The organism is Methylobacterium endophyticum, assembly GCF_050591105.1.
GTDB lineage: Bacteria > Pseudomonadota > Alphaproteobacteria > Rhizobiales > Beijerinckiaceae > Methylobacterium.
In genome coordinates, this window is sequence record NZ_JBNHES010000003.1 from 228,469 (window position 1) to 243,703 (window position 15,235).

14 protein-coding genes are annotated in these 15,235 nt (G+C 71.2%); 8 read left to right on the forward strand and 6 right to left on the reverse strand.

What is annotated here, in order from left to right; translation table 11 throughout:
- Positions 1-155 precede the first annotated feature (155 nt).
- Positions 156-1,088 carry an MBL fold metallo-hydrolase gene (locus ACP56T_RS05570; RefSeq protein ID WP_430911128.1) on the forward strand — a complete coding sequence of 311 codons (933 nt, stop codon included), beginning with the start codon at positions 156-158 and terminating at the stop codon, positions 1,086-1,088.
- A 7-nt stretch (positions 1,089-1,095) separates the two neighbouring features.
- Here the strand turns inward: ACP56T_RS05570 and ACP56T_RS05575 are convergent, their stop codons facing one another.
- The 5 genes from ACP56T_RS05575 to ACP56T_RS05595 form a co-directional block, all read right to left on the reverse strand.
- Positions 1,096-2,577, reverse strand: coding sequence for an amino acid permease (locus tag ACP56T_RS05575; protein WP_430911129.1), 1,482 nt, complete (start codon positions 2,575-2,577; stop codon positions 1,096-1,098).
- Between the two features lie 99 nt (positions 2,578-2,676).
- Positions 2,677-3,450, reverse strand: coding sequence for a DJ-1/PfpI family protein (locus ACP56T_RS05580; RefSeq protein ID WP_430911130.1), 774 nt, complete (start codon positions 3,448-3,450; stop codon positions 2,677-2,679).
- A 14-nt stretch (positions 3,451-3,464) separates the two neighbouring features.
- Positions 3,465-4,145, reverse strand: a complete 681-nt coding sequence (locus ACP56T_RS05585; RefSeq protein ID WP_430911131.1) for a TenA family protein — start codon at positions 4,143-4,145, stop codon at positions 3,465-3,467.
- Positions 4,146-4,209: 64 nt separating this feature from the next.
- Positions 4,210-4,884 (reverse strand): response regulator, encoded by a 675-nt coding sequence (locus ACP56T_RS05590; protein WP_430911132.1) that lies wholly within the window; start codon positions 4,882-4,884, stop codon positions 4,210-4,212.
- Positions 4,881-6,335 (reverse strand): LapD/MoxY N-terminal periplasmic domain-containing protein, encoded by a 1,455-nt coding sequence (locus ACP56T_RS05595; RefSeq protein WP_430911133.1) that lies wholly within the window; start codon positions 6,333-6,335, stop codon positions 4,881-4,883. The genes ACP56T_RS05590 and ACP56T_RS05595 overlap by 4 nt, the downstream gene beginning before the upstream one ends.
- 479 nt (positions 6,336-6,814) lie before the next feature.
- Here ACP56T_RS05595 and ACP56T_RS05600 point away from each other — a divergent pair, with 479 nt between their 5' ends.
- Entirely contained in the window at positions 6,815-7,666 is an 852-nt protein-coding gene (locus ACP56T_RS05600) for a hypothetical protein (protein ID WP_430911134.1), read from the forward strand.
- Between the two features lie 101 nt (positions 7,667-7,767).
- Here ACP56T_RS05600 and ACP56T_RS05605 read toward each other — a convergent pair whose 3' ends face one another.
- Positions 7,768-9,516 carry a DEAD/DEAH box helicase gene (locus tag ACP56T_RS05605; RefSeq protein ID WP_430911135.1) on the reverse strand — a complete coding sequence of 583 codons (1,749 nt, stop codon included), beginning with the start codon at positions 9,514-9,516 and terminating at the stop codon, positions 7,768-7,770.
- Positions 9,517-9,808: 292 nt separating this feature from the next.
- Between ACP56T_RS05605 and ACP56T_RS05610 the strand changes: the two genes are divergently transcribed.
- The 6 genes from ACP56T_RS05610 (at position 9,809) to ACP56T_RS05635 (ending at position 15,225) form a co-directional block, all read left to right on the forward strand.
- Positions 9,809-10,915 (forward strand): calcium:cation antiporter, encoded by a 1,107-nt coding sequence (locus ACP56T_RS05610; protein WP_430911136.1) that lies wholly within the window; start codon positions 9,809-9,811, stop codon positions 10,913-10,915.
- Positions 10,916-10,931: 16 nt separating this feature from the next.
- Positions 10,932-11,687 carry a class I SAM-dependent methyltransferase gene (locus tag ACP56T_RS05615; RefSeq protein ID WP_430911137.1) on the forward strand — a complete coding sequence of 252 codons (756 nt, stop codon included), beginning with the start codon at positions 10,932-10,934 and terminating at the stop codon, positions 11,685-11,687.
- A gap of 143 nt (positions 11,688-11,830) precedes the next feature.
- Positions 11,831-12,100, forward strand: coding sequence for a hypothetical protein (locus tag ACP56T_RS05620; protein ID WP_430911138.1), 270 nt, complete (start codon positions 11,831-11,833; stop codon positions 12,098-12,100).
- A 213-nt stretch (positions 12,101-12,313) separates the two neighbouring features.
- Positions 12,314-13,036 carry a cytochrome c biogenesis CcdA family protein gene (locus ACP56T_RS05625; protein WP_430911139.1) on the forward strand — a complete coding sequence of 241 codons (723 nt, stop codon included), beginning with the start codon at positions 12,314-12,316 and terminating at the stop codon, positions 13,034-13,036.
- A 67-nt stretch (positions 13,037-13,103) separates the two neighbouring features.
- Positions 13,104-13,793, forward strand: coding sequence for a GntR family transcriptional regulator (locus ACP56T_RS05630; protein ID WP_430911140.1), 690 nt, complete (start codon positions 13,104-13,106; stop codon positions 13,791-13,793).
- Between the two features lie 85 nt (positions 13,794-13,878).
- Entirely contained in the window at positions 13,879-15,225 is a 1,347-nt protein-coding gene (locus tag ACP56T_RS05635) for a dicarboxylate/amino acid:cation symporter (protein ID WP_430911141.1), read from the forward strand.
- The last annotated feature ends 10 nt before the right edge of the window (positions 15,226-15,235 follow it).

Sequence of the window (15,235 nt, forward strand, 5' to 3'; positions counted from 1 at the left end):
CATCGTGCGAAGGGCGCTTTCCCCACCTATCTGAGGGACGAAGGGCGGGAAACCGCCCGCTCCCGACGACCGTTCCTCGCAGGCGCGTTGACGCCGAGGCGGCAAACGGCTCCTGATCCCGCGAGGGGACCGGAGCGCACGGCAAACGACTTGGTATGACGATGTCTCAGCAACCCGCTTCCGGCGGTGGTCTCGTACTGCGTTTCTGGGGAGTCCGCGGCTCGGTTCCCGTGAGCGGCCCCGACTATGCCGAGTTCGGCGGCGCCACCCCCTGCATGGAGGTGCGCTGCGGGGACCGAATGTTCCTGATCGACGCCGGCACCGGCCTGTTCAACTGCGGCCAGCATCACCGCGATGCCCTGCCGAAGGACGTCGACCTGCTGTTCAGCCACCTGCATCTCGACCACACGGGCGGGCTGCCCTTCTTCAAGCCCGCCGTCTTCGACTGCGAGCGCACCATCACCACCCATTGCGGCAATCTCGGCGGCGAATCGGCGGAGGCGACCCTTGGGCGCCTGTTCGCGCCGCCGATCTTTCCGGTGACGCTCGACATCCTGCCCTGCACGATCCGTCACGAGGGCTTCAAGGCCGGCGAGACGCTGACCTTCGCCGACGGATCGTCCGTCGAGACCATCCTGCTCAACCATCCGCAGGGCTCGGTGGGCTACAGGTTCACGCATGAGGGCAAGACGCTCTGCGTCATCAGCGACCTGGAGCATTCGGACCCCTGGCCCGATCCGGCCCTGAAGGACTTCGTCTCGGGTGCCGACCTGATGGTCTATGACGGCATGTTCACGGATGGCGAGTATCCACGCTGCAAGGGCTGGGGCCATTCCACCTGGCAGAAGGGCGTCGAGCTCGCCAAGGCCGCGAACGTCAAGGCGCTCGCCATCATCCATCTCCATCCCGCCCATTCGGACGTGATGCTGCGCGCGATGGAGGCCGACATGCAGGCCGCCATGCCGAGCGCCTTCGTCGCCCGCGAGCGGCAGACCGTCGAGGTCGGCGCCGTCAAGGAGGAGGCGGCCCGGCGCCGTCCGCGCCGGGCGGAGATGCGCAAGCCCGTGCGGCTCGCGCGCATCGCCTGACCTACCCTCACAGGGCGGTGTGCGAACCGTCCTCGCGCCCCACGCGGCTGTGGCGCCGGCTGAAGCCGAAATAGATCGCCATCCCGATCGCCAGCCAGACCACAAGGCGCAGCCATGTCTCGCCGTCGAGGGAGGCCATCATCGCCCCGCAGGTGAGGATGCCGAGGATCGGCACCAGCGGCACCAGCGGCGTGCGGTAGTCCCGCTTCGCGTCGGGCTGGGTCCGGCGCAGAATGACGACGCCGAGGCAGACCAGGATGAAGGCGAGCAGCGTGCCGATGCTGGTCATGTGCCCGAGCTGGCTGATCGGCAGGAAGCCGCCAAGCGCCCCCGTGAACACCATGAAGAACAGATTCGAGCGGTAGGGCGTCTTCCAGGTCGGGTGGACCTTCGAGAAGAAGCCCGGCAGCAGCCTGTCCTGCGACATGGTGTAGAACACCCGGCTCTGGCCGAGCAGCAGCACCAGGATCACCGTCGAGAAGCCGGCGATGATGCCGAGCGTCACCAGCGACTTCAGCCAGGGAAACGGCGTCTGCGCGATGGCCGTGTTCACCGGCGCGGCGTCGCCCTTCATGGCGTCGTAATGCACGAGGCCGGTGAGCACGCCGGCGAACAGGATGTAGATGACCGTGCAGATGACGAGCGATCCGAGGATGCCGATCATCATGTTGCGCTGGGGGTTCTTGGCCTCCTGCGCGGCGGTGGAGACCGCGTCGAAGCCGATATAGGCGAAGAACACCACCCCGGCCGCGCGCATGATGCCGCTCCAGCCGTATTCGCCGAAGGTGCCGGTGTTCTCGGGGATGAACGGCACGTAATTCTGCTTCTTGATGTAGAAGAAGCCCACCCCGATCACGATCGCGACCACGGCGAGCTTCACGGCGACGATCGCGCCGTTGACCTTGGCCGATTCCCGGATGCCGATCATCAGGAGCCAGGAGGCCGCCACGATGATGACGATCGCCGGCAGGTTGACGAGCCCGTGCGCGGTGGCGCCGTCGGCGAGCTTGTAGGTCTCGAAGGGGGAATGCACGAGGGCGGCGGGCAGGTTGATGCCGATCTGGCTCAGGAAGCGCGTCACGTATTGCGACCAGCTCACCGAGACGGTGGCCGCGCCCACCGCGTATTCGAGCACGAGGTCCCAGCCGATGATCCAGGCCACGAACTCGCCCATGGTGGCGTAGGCGTAGGTATAGGCGGAGCCCGCCACCGGGATCATCCCGGCGAGCTCGCTGTAGCACATGCCGGCGAAGGCGCAGCCGATGGCGGCGATGGCAAACGAGATCACCACAGCCGGCCCCGCGTGCTGCGCGGCGGCGATCCCGGTGAGCGAGAACAGGCCCGCTCCGATCACCGCGCCGATGCCGAGCCCGATGAGGCTCCAGGGGCCGAGATGCCGTTCGAGCTTATGCTCGCCGGCCTCCGCGTCCTTGGTCAGGCGTTCGAGGGTCTTGATCCGTGTCAGTTCGCCCGTGACCCCCGACGCCATGCTCTTCGCTCCGACCGATGCCTCTACAGGCAACCTAGTCGGGCGCGACAATTCGACCAGTGCGGAGCCGGCTCGGCGTGCCGGGACGGCGCCGCGCCATCACAGGGCGCGGGCGGCCCGCGCCGCGTCTCGCGCCAGGTCCGCGAGGATGGCGCGCGCCGCCTCGGTGATCGCGGGGCCCGCCGCGTCCGGCGTGCCGGCCTCGAAGGGAGGACGCGGCGCGTATTCGGCGACGAGCTGGCTCGTTCTGGCGTAGTCCTCCCCGCGCAGCCGGCCTGCGAGGGAGAGGGCGAAGTCGAGCCCGGCCGAGACGCCGGCGGCGGTCACGCGGTTGCGGTCGAAGACCACGCGCCCGTCGACGGGGATCGCGCCGAGCAGCGGCAGCACGGCGTCGCGCACGCACCAGTGCGAGGTGGCCCGGTAGCCGGCGAGCAGGCCGGCGGCGCCGAGGATCAGCGAGCCCGTGCAGACGCTCGTCACCCAGGCCGCCCGTGCGGCGCGCTCCTTCACGAAGGCGATCAGCGCCGGATCGCGCATGGCGGCGGGGGTGCCGTCGCCGCCCGGCACCATCAGCACGTCGAGTTCGGCTGGGCAGTCGGCATAGCTCACCGTCGCGACGAGGGAGAGCCCGGTGTCGCTCGCGACCGGGCCGGCCGAGGCGGCCACGAGATGCAGGCTGCCCGGCGCCAGCCCGGCGAGGATCGCTTGCGGGCCGACCACGTCGAGCGCCGTCATGCCGGGATAGAGCAGCATCGCGATGCGGACGGGGCCCTGTGCCGGCACCCGCGCCGGCTCGAACAGCGCCACCGCCGGAGCCGCGCGAACCGTCGCGGCTGAGGCGAGGGCCGCCGCGACGAACGCCCGGCGGTCCATGCTGCCGGAGGGCATCAGACCGGCCAGACGGCTTCCCGATAGGCGCTGTCCCAAAAGGTCCATTCGAGACGGGTGGCGTGGGTGAAGGCGCGGTGCATGCGGGCGCGCAGGGCGGGGGAGGCGTCCCGCGCGGCCTCGTCCGTCGCCGCGATCATCTCGGCGACGGCCTTCGCGAAGTCCTCGCCGGCATAGGTGTCGATCCAGGCGCGGTAGGGGTTGCCGGCGCCGGCCCTCGCGTAGATGTCGCGGCCGATCTCGGCATAGATCCAGAAGCACGGAAGCAGGGCCGCGAGCACGACCTCGTAGGGCTCGGCATAGGCCGTCGTCAGGAGGGACGAGACGTAGTGGTCGCAGGCCTGCGAGAGCGGCGTGCCCTCGAAATCCGCCGGGGCGATGCCGTAATCGCGGAAGAAGCCGCCATGGAGGGCGCGCTCCACCACGATGGCGGTCTCGGCGCCGCGCGCGAACTGCACGATGCGGTCCGGATCGGGCGCCTTGGCGGCGGCGAGGCTCAGCGCCCGGCCGAAGCCGATCAGGTAATGCGCGTCCTGGACGATGTAATGCGTGAACCGGGCCGGGCTCAGCGTTCCGGCGGCCAGTTCCGCGTTGAACGGCATCGTGCGGATGGTCTCGTAGAGCGCGGCGTTTTTCGTCCATGCCTGCGCAGAGAACGCCGCCGATCCGTCATCGCCCATCGAAAACCCTCCCGCCGTTTCAGCACCCTCGACGCACAGTGTCCGCGGAGGGCCGAGCCCTCCCTCAGCCCTGGCGCTGGGCCTGGGTGACGGCGACGTGGATGAGTTCGGCCAGCGTGCGCACGCCGAGCTTCTGGCGCATCTGCGAGCAGGCATTGGTCACGGTCTTGTAGCTGACCGAGAGGTCGGAGGCGATGGCGCCGTAGGACTTCCCCTGCGCGAGGCGCGCCAGGATCTGCTGCTCGCGCGGGGTGAGCTGGGATTCGGGCGTGCGCCTTGCGTCGGCGCGCAGCATCGCGACCTCCGTGGCAAGCCGCCGGTCGAGATAGACCTCCCCGGCCCGCACCCGCTCGAAGGCGTCGTAGAGCTCGGCCGAGGCGTGGTCCTTGAGCACGTAGCCGAGGGCCCCCGCCTCCAGGGCGCGCGCGACGATGACGGGATCGTTGTGCATGCTGAAGACCAGCACGCGCACCTTCGGCTCCACCGCGCGCATGCGGCGGATCAGGCCGAGGCCGGCGAGGCCGCTGCCCTGGAAGGTGAGGTCGCAGATCACGATGGGCGGGCGCAGGCGGTGGAAGGCGCGGTAGCCCGCGACCACGCTGGTGGCTTCCGCGACGGTCTCGACACCCGCATCCTCGAGCACGCGGCGGCAGCCTTGGAGGACGATCGGATGATCGTCGATCACCAGCACCGGCAGGCGGGTCGAGGCGATGACGGCTTTGGGACTCAGGGCGTTCATGGTTGCGCGCTCGCGCTCGAGTGTCCGCCCGGCTCGGGCTCGACGGGGATCGTAATCCGGACAACCGCGCCGGGAGCGCCCTTGTCAAGGGTAAAGCGCCCGTCGAGGGCATCCACCCGCTCGCGCATGCCGGATAACCCCAGCCCGACGCGGTGATCCTCGGCGGGTCCGATGCCGTCGTCCCGGATGGCGAGGTCGAGATGCCCGCCCGCCTCGGTCGCCCGCGCCGCGACATGGCGCGCGGCCCCGTGCCGCACGGCGTTGGTCATGCTCTCCTGGATGCAGCGGAACACGGTGAGGTCGACGATGTCGCCGTAGCCGCGCGCCAGGCCGCCGAACTCGCCGGTGAAGGTCGTGTCGGGATGACGGCGCGAGAAGTCGCGGATCAGCAGGTTCAGGCACTCGGCGAGCGGCACCTCGCCGAGCGCGTGCGGCCGCAGGCGGTTGAGGAGGTCGCGGTTCAGGGTCTGCACCTGCCCGACGATGTCGCGGATATCGGCGGCCCGCTCCGCGAGACGGGCGCGGTCGGGGTCGGTGCTGCGCTCCACCAGCCGGGTCATCGAGGCGGCATTGGCCTCCAGCGCGAAGAGGCAGGGGCCGAACTCGTCGTGCAGCTCGAGGGCGGTGCGGCGGCGCTCGTCGTCCTGGGCGGTGAGGAGCTGGCGGTTGAGCCGCCCGTTGGCCGCGCGCGTGGCGGTGAGCGCCTCCGCGACCTTGTTGAAGCGCGTGGCGATGGCGGCGGTCTCGCGCGAGCTCGGCGCCTCCAGCCGGGCGGTGTAGTCGTGCCGCTCCCACTGCGTCAGCCCCTCGGCGAGGCGGGCGAGGGGGGCCAGGATGCGCCCCAGCGCGAGGTAGAGCGCGCCCAGCATGGCGATGTTGATGGCGAGGCTGGTGAGCGACAGCGCCACCGCGTAGCCCCAGACCTCGTCGATCTCGTCGAGGGGCTCCGTGGTGATCGTCGCGCTGCCGATGCGCTCGCCGCCGCTCTCGATGGGCAGGGAATGCGTCCGCGTCGGCGGGGCGATGAGCGCGGCGAACCAGCGTGGCGCCTGATGCTTCTCCGGCCGCAGCCCGGCGATCCTGACCGTCACCGGCGCGCCGGCTGCGTCCTGCACGACGACGCGGACGTGGCGCAGGGCCTGGAAGCGCAGGTCGAGGGTCCGCAGCAGGCTGTTGGCGTTGGGGTTCTGCGCCAGGCTGATGGTGTCGGCGACGAGCTGCTCGACGGTGGCCATGGAGGCCAGCGTCTCGACCTTCACCGCCGAGCGCGCGTTCAGCACCACCACCGCGCAGGAGACCAGCGCGGCGATGACGTCGATGGCGAGCACCACCGCGATCAGATGCGTGCGCGTGGAGCGGTTGGCCCAGCTCCGGCTCCAGGTGCGGCGGGGGGGCGGAGTCCGGCGGGAGGGCGGAGCGGTCTCCGGCGGCGTTTCGGTGGTGTCGCTCATGATCTCGCGGGAAAGGGCGGCCGGACCCGCCCGGCCGCCGCCATATCCGACGCAGGACCGCCATCGGGCAAGAGCGGGGATGCCGGCCCGGCGCGGTATCCCGTCGTTCTCTCTTCGTATTCGGCGGAGGCGCCCGTATCCGGTGGCCGCAAGCACAGACGCGCGCCGTTCATCGAACGCGGCAAGTCTGTAAAGGCGTCCACCTAACCGCTCGCTGCTGCGACGCAATAAAGATCGGGATTCATGCACAGCTTGGAGCGGCCCTGTGGAAACGCTGGAGGCCGCCGCCGTCTTAGGAATTCGGAGACATCTTTGCGCCTCATTGTCCCCACCATCCTTAACGGACGCCTCACGGCGGCCCTCGGGAGGGGAAGCCTTTCCACGGCCGGCGCGTGGCGGAGCCTTCGGGTGACGTGCGACGCCCGGCCTCGGGGGAGCCGGTCGGACCGGCGCGTAGAGCGTTTGAGAGAGCCTGCCCCATGACGAGCCTCCCCCTCGATCGTCACGCGCCGGAGACGGCCGGCGCATCGCGGCCCGTCCGCGCCGTGCGGCGGACCGGCGGACGCCGGGGCCGCCCGGTCGAGAAGGCCCGCATCCTGGCGGTCGCCGGTGTCGGCGTGGCCGTGATCGGCGGTTTCGCCGGGGCCATGAGCCTGCTCTCCGGGCTCGCCGCCCCGCCGCCCCGGCCGGTGATGGTCATCAACACGCCGGTCGCCGAATGGCCGGACCTGCGCGACGGCGTCCCCGCCCTGGCGCGCCCCGCCGATGCGAAACCGCGGATGGCGGAACCGGCGGCCGTTCCCGCCTCCGTTCCCGCGCCCGCCCCGGCGAGCCTGCGCGCGGCGCTCGATCCGGCTCCCGATCCCGCTCCGGTCGCGCCGCCGCCGGCTCCCGGCGCGAAGTCCTCCGGCAGGATGCTCCCGCTCGAGAACGCCCGGCTGGTCGCGCCGCAGGGCGAGGCGGCATCCGTCGTCTCCGCGCCGCGTGGCGTGGCCCTCCTGCGCCCGCTCGCCTCCGAGACCGTCAAGGCGCGCACCGCCGCCGCCTCGACCTTCACCGCGCTGGCGCCCGAGGATACCACCGCCTCCGTCGCAGAGCCCGCGCGGGAGCCCGTGACGCCCCGCGAGGCCGTGAAACCGCGCATCAAGGCCGTGTCCGTGAAACCGGCGCGCGCCCCGGCGGCCGAGTCGCCCGCCCCCGCCGCGAGCGCGGCGGCCGATACGGACTCGGACGAGACCGAGGTGCTCGGCGTGAAGATCCCCTCGCTCGCCGCGACGGGGCGCAAGCTGCGCGAGGCGCTCGGCGGCGGCGACTCGGCCGCCTCCGAGTAGGATCTCCCGGACGGGCTCTCGATGTCCGGTCGATCATTCTCGCCCGCCCTCGCATCTCAGGGTGAGGTACGAGGGTGGGGAACGGAGTGCCTGCCAGCCGCTCAGGCCGGCCGGCGCGGCTTTCCGCCGGCGGCGCGGCTGTGCTTGCCCGCGCGCGGGCTCTTGAAGCCCTTCGGCCCGTCCTCGCCACTTGTGCCGCCGCCCATGCGCTTGCGCTCGGGGGGCGGCCCGGCGTCGCCCGTCAGCGCCTCGACCTGAAGCTCGGGCGACCCGTTGCGGGCGAAGGAGGCGGCGAAGCGCGCGGCGGCCCCGCCGCGCACCTCGAACTTGGTCTCCCGCTCGAAGATGCGGATCGCGCCGATCTCCTGCCGGTCGATGCCGCCGCGACGGGTCAGCAGCGGCAGCAGGCGCCGGGGATCGGCGTTGTCGCGGCGGCCGAGATTGAGCCGGAACCACACCGCCGGTCCCATGGCCTCGATGCGCTCGGCGTCGCGCGGATCGTAGGGGGCCTTGCGGGCATCCTTCGTCGTGCGTCCCTCGCCGGGATCCGTGACCTCCTCCGGCGCCGGCAGGCGGGTGCGGTAGACGCGGGCGAGCGCCGCGGCGAGCTCCTGGGGCGAGCGCTGCGCCAGCAGCGTCTCGGCGAGCGCCACGTCCTCCTCGGCCGGCGGCTCGGTGAAAAGCGGATCGTCGAAGACGCGCTCGGCGTCGCGGCGGCGGATCTCGTCGGCGGAGGGCGGCCCGCTCCACTCGGCGTTGACGCCGGCGATCTGGAGCATCTGCTCGGCCCGGCGGCGGCGGGCGTTCGGCACCAGCAGGATGCTGGTGCCCTTGCGCCCGGCGCGTCCCGTGCGGCCGCTGCGGTGCTGGAGCACCTCGGCGTCGTGGGGCAGGTCGGCATGAACCACGAGGCTCACGGTCGGCAGGTCGATGCCGCGCGCGGCGACGTCGGTGGCGACGCAGACCCTGGCGCGGCCGTCGCGCAGCGCCTGGAGGGCGGCGTTGCGCTCTCCCTGGCCCAGCTCGCCCGAGAGCGCTACCGCCGAGAAGCCGCGCTCGGTCAGCCCGGCCTGGAGATGGCGCACGGCGTTGCGGGTGTTGCAGAAGACGATCGCCGTCTGCGCCTCCGCCGCGCGCAGGATGTTGAGCACGACGTGCTCGATCTCGCGCGGCACCACCCGCACCGCCCGGTAGGCGATGTCGGAATGGCCCCGGTCCTGTCCCTTCACGGCGATGCGGAGCGCGTCGCGCTGGTAGCGCTCGGCCAGCGTCGCGATGGCCTTGGGCAAGGTGGCCGAGAACAGCAGCGTCCGCCGCTCCTGCGGCGTCGCCGAGAGGATGAACTCGAGATCGTCGCGGAAGCCGAGATCGAGCATCTCGTCCGCCTCGTCGAGGACCACGGCGCGCATCGCCTCGGTGACGAGGTTGCGCCGTTCGAGATGGTCGCGCAGGCGTCCCGGCGTCCCGACGACGATATGGACGCCCTCCTGCAACGCGCGGTGCTCGCGGCGGGGATCCATGCCGCCGACGCAGGCGACGACGCGCGCGCCCGCCCCGGCATAGAGCCAGGACAGCTCGCGGTGGACCTGGAGCGCGAGCTCGCGGGTGGGGGCGATCACCAGCGCCAGCGGCGCGCCGGGGGCGGGGAGCGCCTCGGCGTCGCCGAGCAGCGTATCGGCGAAGGCGAGGCCGTAGGCCACGGTCTTGCCGGAGCCGGTCTGGGCCGAGACCAGCATGTCGCGCCCAGTGGCGCGGTCTTCGAGGACGGCGGCCTGGACCGGGGTCGGCTCGTCGTAGGAACGCTCGGTCAGCGCCCGCGCGAGCGGCGCGGGCAGGGTCGGGAATGGCACGGTGCTCGGGTCTTTCGGCGCCGGCGCCCGATCGTCCGGGCAGCGGCCTGGGGCCGGCGGCGGAGAGGTCGGCCGGTTCGGCGGAGTGGCGGATGCGGCACTTCTAGCCCCTCCGCCGGTCCGGCGCCACCGGCGCGCGCGTGGCAGGGGGTATGCATCCGCTTTCGCGAGGCCGATTTCGCGAGGCGGCGTGGCGCGATCGAGGCTGTCGCCCGCGCCCTCGGGATGGCAGAAGGGCCCCTGGCGGCCGGGCGCGGCGGCGAAGCGGACTGACGACGGACGGGCGGGGGTGATGAGCGGGATTTTGCGTCTGGTGGTCGCGTGGGCGACGGTGGCGGCCTTCGCCTGGTTCGGAAAGGGCTGGCTCGCCGACCTGTCGAGCCCGCTCTGGGCGGCGGGCCTGTTCGCGTGGCTGCTCGTGGTGATCTTCTGGGCGGCGTTCGGCGTCGTGCACGAGGCGGAGGAGCTGGCGCACAAGCTCGGCGAGCCCCTCGGCACGCTGATCCTCACGCTCTCCATCGTCATCATCGAGGTGGTGCTGGTCTCGGCCGTGATGCTCTCGGCCAAGGACGCGCCGACCCTCGGGCGCGACACGATGTTCGCGGTGCTGATGATCGTGCTCAACGGCGTCGTCGGGCTCGGGCTGCTCATCGGCGGCCTCCGGCACCACCAGCAGAGCTACAACCTGCAAGGGGCCTCGGCCTTCCTGTCGGTCATCATCCCGCTGACGACCATCGCGCTGGTGCTGCCGAACTTCACCACCTCGACTCACAACGGCACCTTCACGACGTTGCAGTCGGTGGCGTTCTCGATCGTCACCGTGGCGCTCTACGGCGTGTTCCTGCTGATCCAGACCGGGCGCCACCGCGACTTCTTCATGGATGCCATGGAGAAGACCCGCGCCGTCGAGGCGGCCGCCTCGGGCGAGGAGCACGGCCTCACGGCGAAGGCCCTGATGCTCAGCCTCGTGCTGCTGATCGCCAACATCCTGCCGATCGTGATGCTCTCCAAGAGCCTCGCCACGATCCTCGACCACGGCATCGCGGCGCTGGGCGCGCCCTCGGCGCTGGGCGGCGTGCTGATCGCGGCGATCGTGTTCACCCCGGAGGCGATCTCCTCGCTCAAGGCCGTGGCGCGGAACGAGTTGCAGCGCGCGATCAACCTCTGCCTCGGCGCTGCGACCTCGACGGTGGGGCTGACGGTGCCGGCGGTCCTCGCGGTCGGCCTGCTCACCGGGCAGACGGTGGTGCTCGGCCTCGCGCCCACCGAGATGGCGCTGCTGGTGATGACGCTGATCCTCTCGACCCTGACCTTCTCGGGCCTGCGCACCACGGTGCTGGAAGGCGCGGTGCACCTGATCCTGTTCTTCGTCTACCTGGTGCTGATCTTCAGTCCCTGAGAAACCGGAGATGTCCATGGCGGACGGCTTCAAGGATCACTTCTCGACGCATGCGGCCGCCTACGCGGCGGCGCGCCCGAGCTATCCGCCGAGCCTCGCGGACTGGCTTGCGGGAGCCGCGCCCCGGCGCGGCCTCGCCCTCGATTGCGGCTGCGGCTCCGGGCAGCTCTCGCGGCTGCTGGCCGAACGCTTCGAGCGGGTGGTGGCCACGGACGCGAGCGCCGAGCAGATCGCCAATGCCGCCACCCGGCCGAATCTCGACTACCGGGTCGCCCCGGCCGAGCGCAGCGGCGTGCCGGACGGCAGCGCCGATCTCGTTACCGTGGCGCAGGCGGCGCATTGGTTCGACCTCCCGGCCTTCTACGCGGAGATGCGTCGCGTCGCCGCCCCCGGCGCGGCCCTGGCGCTGATCGCCTACGGGGTGCTCGTCCTCGACGGCGAGCCGGGGCGCGTGGCGCAGGATTTCTACGAGCGCGTGCTGGGGGATTACTGGCCGCCCGAGCGGGCGCTGGTGGAGAGCGGCTATCGCGACCTGCCATTCCCCTTCGCCGAGGAGGCCGTGCCGCCCTTCGCCATCGACGTATCCTGGACGCTCTCCGAGCTTGCGGATTACGTCGACACCTGGTCGGCGGTGCGCGCCCTGGAGCGGGCCGAGGGGCGCGCGGCGGTGGAGCGCTTCCGCGCCGCGCTGGCGGACGTCTGGGGCGATCCGGCCGTTCCCCGCGCGGTGAGCTGGCCGCTCGCCATCCGTTTCGGCCGCATCGGCCGATGAGACAAATCGCACAGATTTCGTCGGAGGGTCTGGAGTAATCCTCACTGCGTCGACCGATCAACCCGAGTGGCGGGCTGATGGAAACGACCCGATCCGGATCTCGAGACTGTCGAGCGCCCCGGACTACTGAGGAGGCTCCCGTCATGAAAAAGCTCGTCACCGTCACCGTTCTCGCCGCGTCCCTCGCCGCCGCCGTCGCCCCCGCCGCCGAGGCCAAGGGCATCGGCCCCTACGGCGCCGTCGCCCTGGGTCTCGCCGGCGCCGCCGTGGTCGGTTCCGCCGTCGCCGCCTCGACCGGCTACTACGGCGCCGGTCCGGCCTATGTGGAGGGCGGCTACTGCTACGTGACCCGCCGCCAGTTCGTGGACCCCTACGGCTACACCTACTCCCGCCGCGTGCGCGTCTGCGAGTGATCGCAGTCCCCGCGTGAGCGTCGACGATCCGGCTCCGAGGCCAGCGCCTCGGGGCCGTTTTCGTGTCACCATGCCGGGGTGGTGAAACCCGCGCGGCTCCTCCCGCGTACGGGCTCCGTCGAGGGAGCGAGCCTTGCCGAACCGGAGACGCCTTGCCCCGGCACGGCCCCACTCGGCGCCGTTCCCGCCTCTGCCCCGCCGCGAGGGGGCGCGATGACGCTCGCCGCCCTCGGCTTCGCGCTCTGCGCCGGGATCCTGTCCGTGCTCTCCCCCTGCGTGCTGCCGCTGGTGCCGATCGTGCTCGGCACCGCCGCCTCCGAGCACCGGCTCGGGCCTGTGGCGCTCGCCCTCGGGTTGACGCTGTCCTTCGCCGCGATCGGCATCTTCGTGGCGACGGTCGGATTCGCCGCCGGGCTCGACACGGACGTCTTTCGCACCGGCGCGGCGGTGCTGCTCGTTGCCGTCGGGCTGATCCTGATCCTGCCCGATCTCCAGGCACGATTCGCCTCGGCCGCCGGCCCCTTGGGCGGCTGGGCCGAGCGGCATCTCGGCGGGTTCTCGGCGGGCGGATGGCCCGGACAGTTCGGCGTCGGGCTGCTGCTCGGGGCCGTCTGGTCGCCCTGTGTCGGGCCGACGCTCGGCGCCGCCTCCCTCCTGGCGGCGCGGGGCGAGCATCTCTGGCAGGTGGCGGCGACGATGCTCGTCTTCGGCCTCGGGGCCGGGCTGCCGCTGCTCCTGCTCGGCCAGCTCTCGCGCAAGGCGCTCCCGGCCTGGCGCGGGCGGCTGTCCTTCGCGGCCCGGATCGCCAAGCCCGCCATGGGCGTGCTCCTCGTCGTCACGGGGGCGGCGATTCTCGCCGGGCTCGACAAGCGCGCGGAGGCCGCCCTGGTGGCCGCCTCGCCCGACTGGCTCGTGGCCTTCACGACCCGGTTCTGAGCCGCGCCGGCCCGGAGACACTGGCACACGCCTTGCTGACCAGCCTTGTATGGAAGGTTGATCGGCAATGGTCACGTCAGACGCCCCCGCCGCGCCCATCGATCGCGTCATCGTCGACGCGATCCTGGCCGGCCGCATCCGCGCCGGAACGCGCCTCGGCGAGCAGAGCCTCGCGACGCTGTTCTCGGTGTCACGGACCGTCGCGCGCGAGGCCCTGATCCGGCTGGAGGCGCGCGGCATCGTGCAGGTCAGCCCGCGCCGGGGCTGGTTCGTCATCAAGCCCTCGTTCGAGGAGGCCCAGGAGGCCTTCCAGGCGCGACAGGCCATCGAGATGGGCATCCTCATGGCCATCCCGAGCGTGCGGCCCGAGGTCGTCGCGACCCTGCGCGACCACATCGCCCAGGAGCGGCAGGCCATCGCCTCGGGCGACCTGGAGGCGCGCAGCTTCCTCCTCGGCGACTTCCATGTCTGCCTGGTGGAGGCCGTGGGCAACCGCGTGCTCGCCGACATCCTGCGCGATCTGACCGCCCGCACGGTCCTGATCTCGGCGCTCTACCAGTCGACCTTCGACGCGACCGTGTCCTGCGACGAGCACGAGCACATCACCGACGCCCTCGCGTCGGGCGACCTGCGGCGCGCCGCCGACCTGATGGTCGCGCATATCGGCAACGTCGAGTCCGGCCTGACGCGCGCCAAGGACGACGATCCGCTCACAAGTCTACGCCAAGCCTTGCAGATCCCGCCCCAAGCGAAATAGCGCGATCCCGCTCGGCCTAATCAAGAAAACGTCGCCTCGATTCAAGGTTCTTCGTGGACCTGAAGCAATTCAAGGAGATTGTCCGATGTCGATCCCAGCAGCATCCCCGGCGGCGCCCGGAAAAATATCCGAGCCGCTCTACAAGTCGCTTTTCGCCCAGGTCGTCGTCGCGCTCGTCCTCGGCATCGTCGTCGGGATGGCGGCCCCCGAGTTCGCGATCGGCCTGAAGGTCCTCAGCGACGCCTTCCTGAAGCTCATCTCGATGATCGTCGCGCCGATCGTGTTCTGCGTGGTCGTGCACGGCATTGCCGGGGCGGGGGACCTGAAGAAGGTCGGCCGCGTCGGCGTCAAGGCGCTGATCTATTTCGAGGTGATGACGACGGTCGCGCTCGCCCTCGGGATCGTCCTCGCCTATCTCGTCGGGCCGGGCCACGGCATGCATATCGACACCGCCGGGCTCGATCCGAAGGCGCTCGGGGCCTACGCCGACAACGCCCACAAGCTCCAGGGCGGCGGCCTCTCGGGCTTCCTTTTGAACATCATCCCGACCACCTCGTTCGACGCGCTGGCGCGCAACGATGTGTTGCAGGTGCTGTTCTTCGCCGTGCTGTTCGGCGTCAGCCTCGCCCTGTTCGGCGGCCCGCAGGGGCAGAAGGTGTCCGATCTCATCGAGGCGGTCTCCGGCGTCCTGTTCAAGGCGATGGGGCTGATCGTGCGGGTGGCGCCGCTCGGCGTGCTCGGCGCGGTGGCCTACACGGTCGGCAAGTACGGGGTCGGCTCGCTCAAGCAGCTCGTCTCGCTGGTGGCGCTCTACTACCTGTCGGTGGCGCTGTTCGTGTTCGTGATCCTCGGCGGCGTGATGCGCTTGGCCGGGATCAACATCTTCAAGTTCCTCGCCTATCTGCGCGAGGAATTGACCATCGTGCTCGGCACCGCCTCCTCCGACGCCGTGCTGCCGCAGATCATGCGCAAGCTCGAATATCTCGGCATCAAGAAGTCGACCGTCGGGCTCGTGGTGCCGACCGGCTACTCCTTCAACCTCGACGCCTTCTCGATCTACCTGACCCTGGCGGTGGTGTTCATCGCGCAGGCCACCGGGACGCCGCTGTCCCTCGGCGACCTGCTCCTCGTCCTCGGCGTCTCGCTGGTGACGTCGAAGGGCGCGCATGGGGTGCCGGGCTCGGCCATCGTGATCCTGGCCGCGACCCTCAACGCGGTGCCCTCGATCCCGGCGATCGGGCTCGTGCTGGTGCTGTCGGTCGACTGGTTCATCGGCATGGCGCGGGCGCTCGGCAACCTCATCGGCAACTGCGTCGCCACCGTCGTGGTGGCGGCCTGGGAGGGCGATCTCGACCGGGCTCGCGCGCATGAGGTGCTCGACAGCCCGCCGCCGGACCTCGCCCATATCGCCGCCGCCGAGCAGCCGGCCTGAGGCCGGGCGA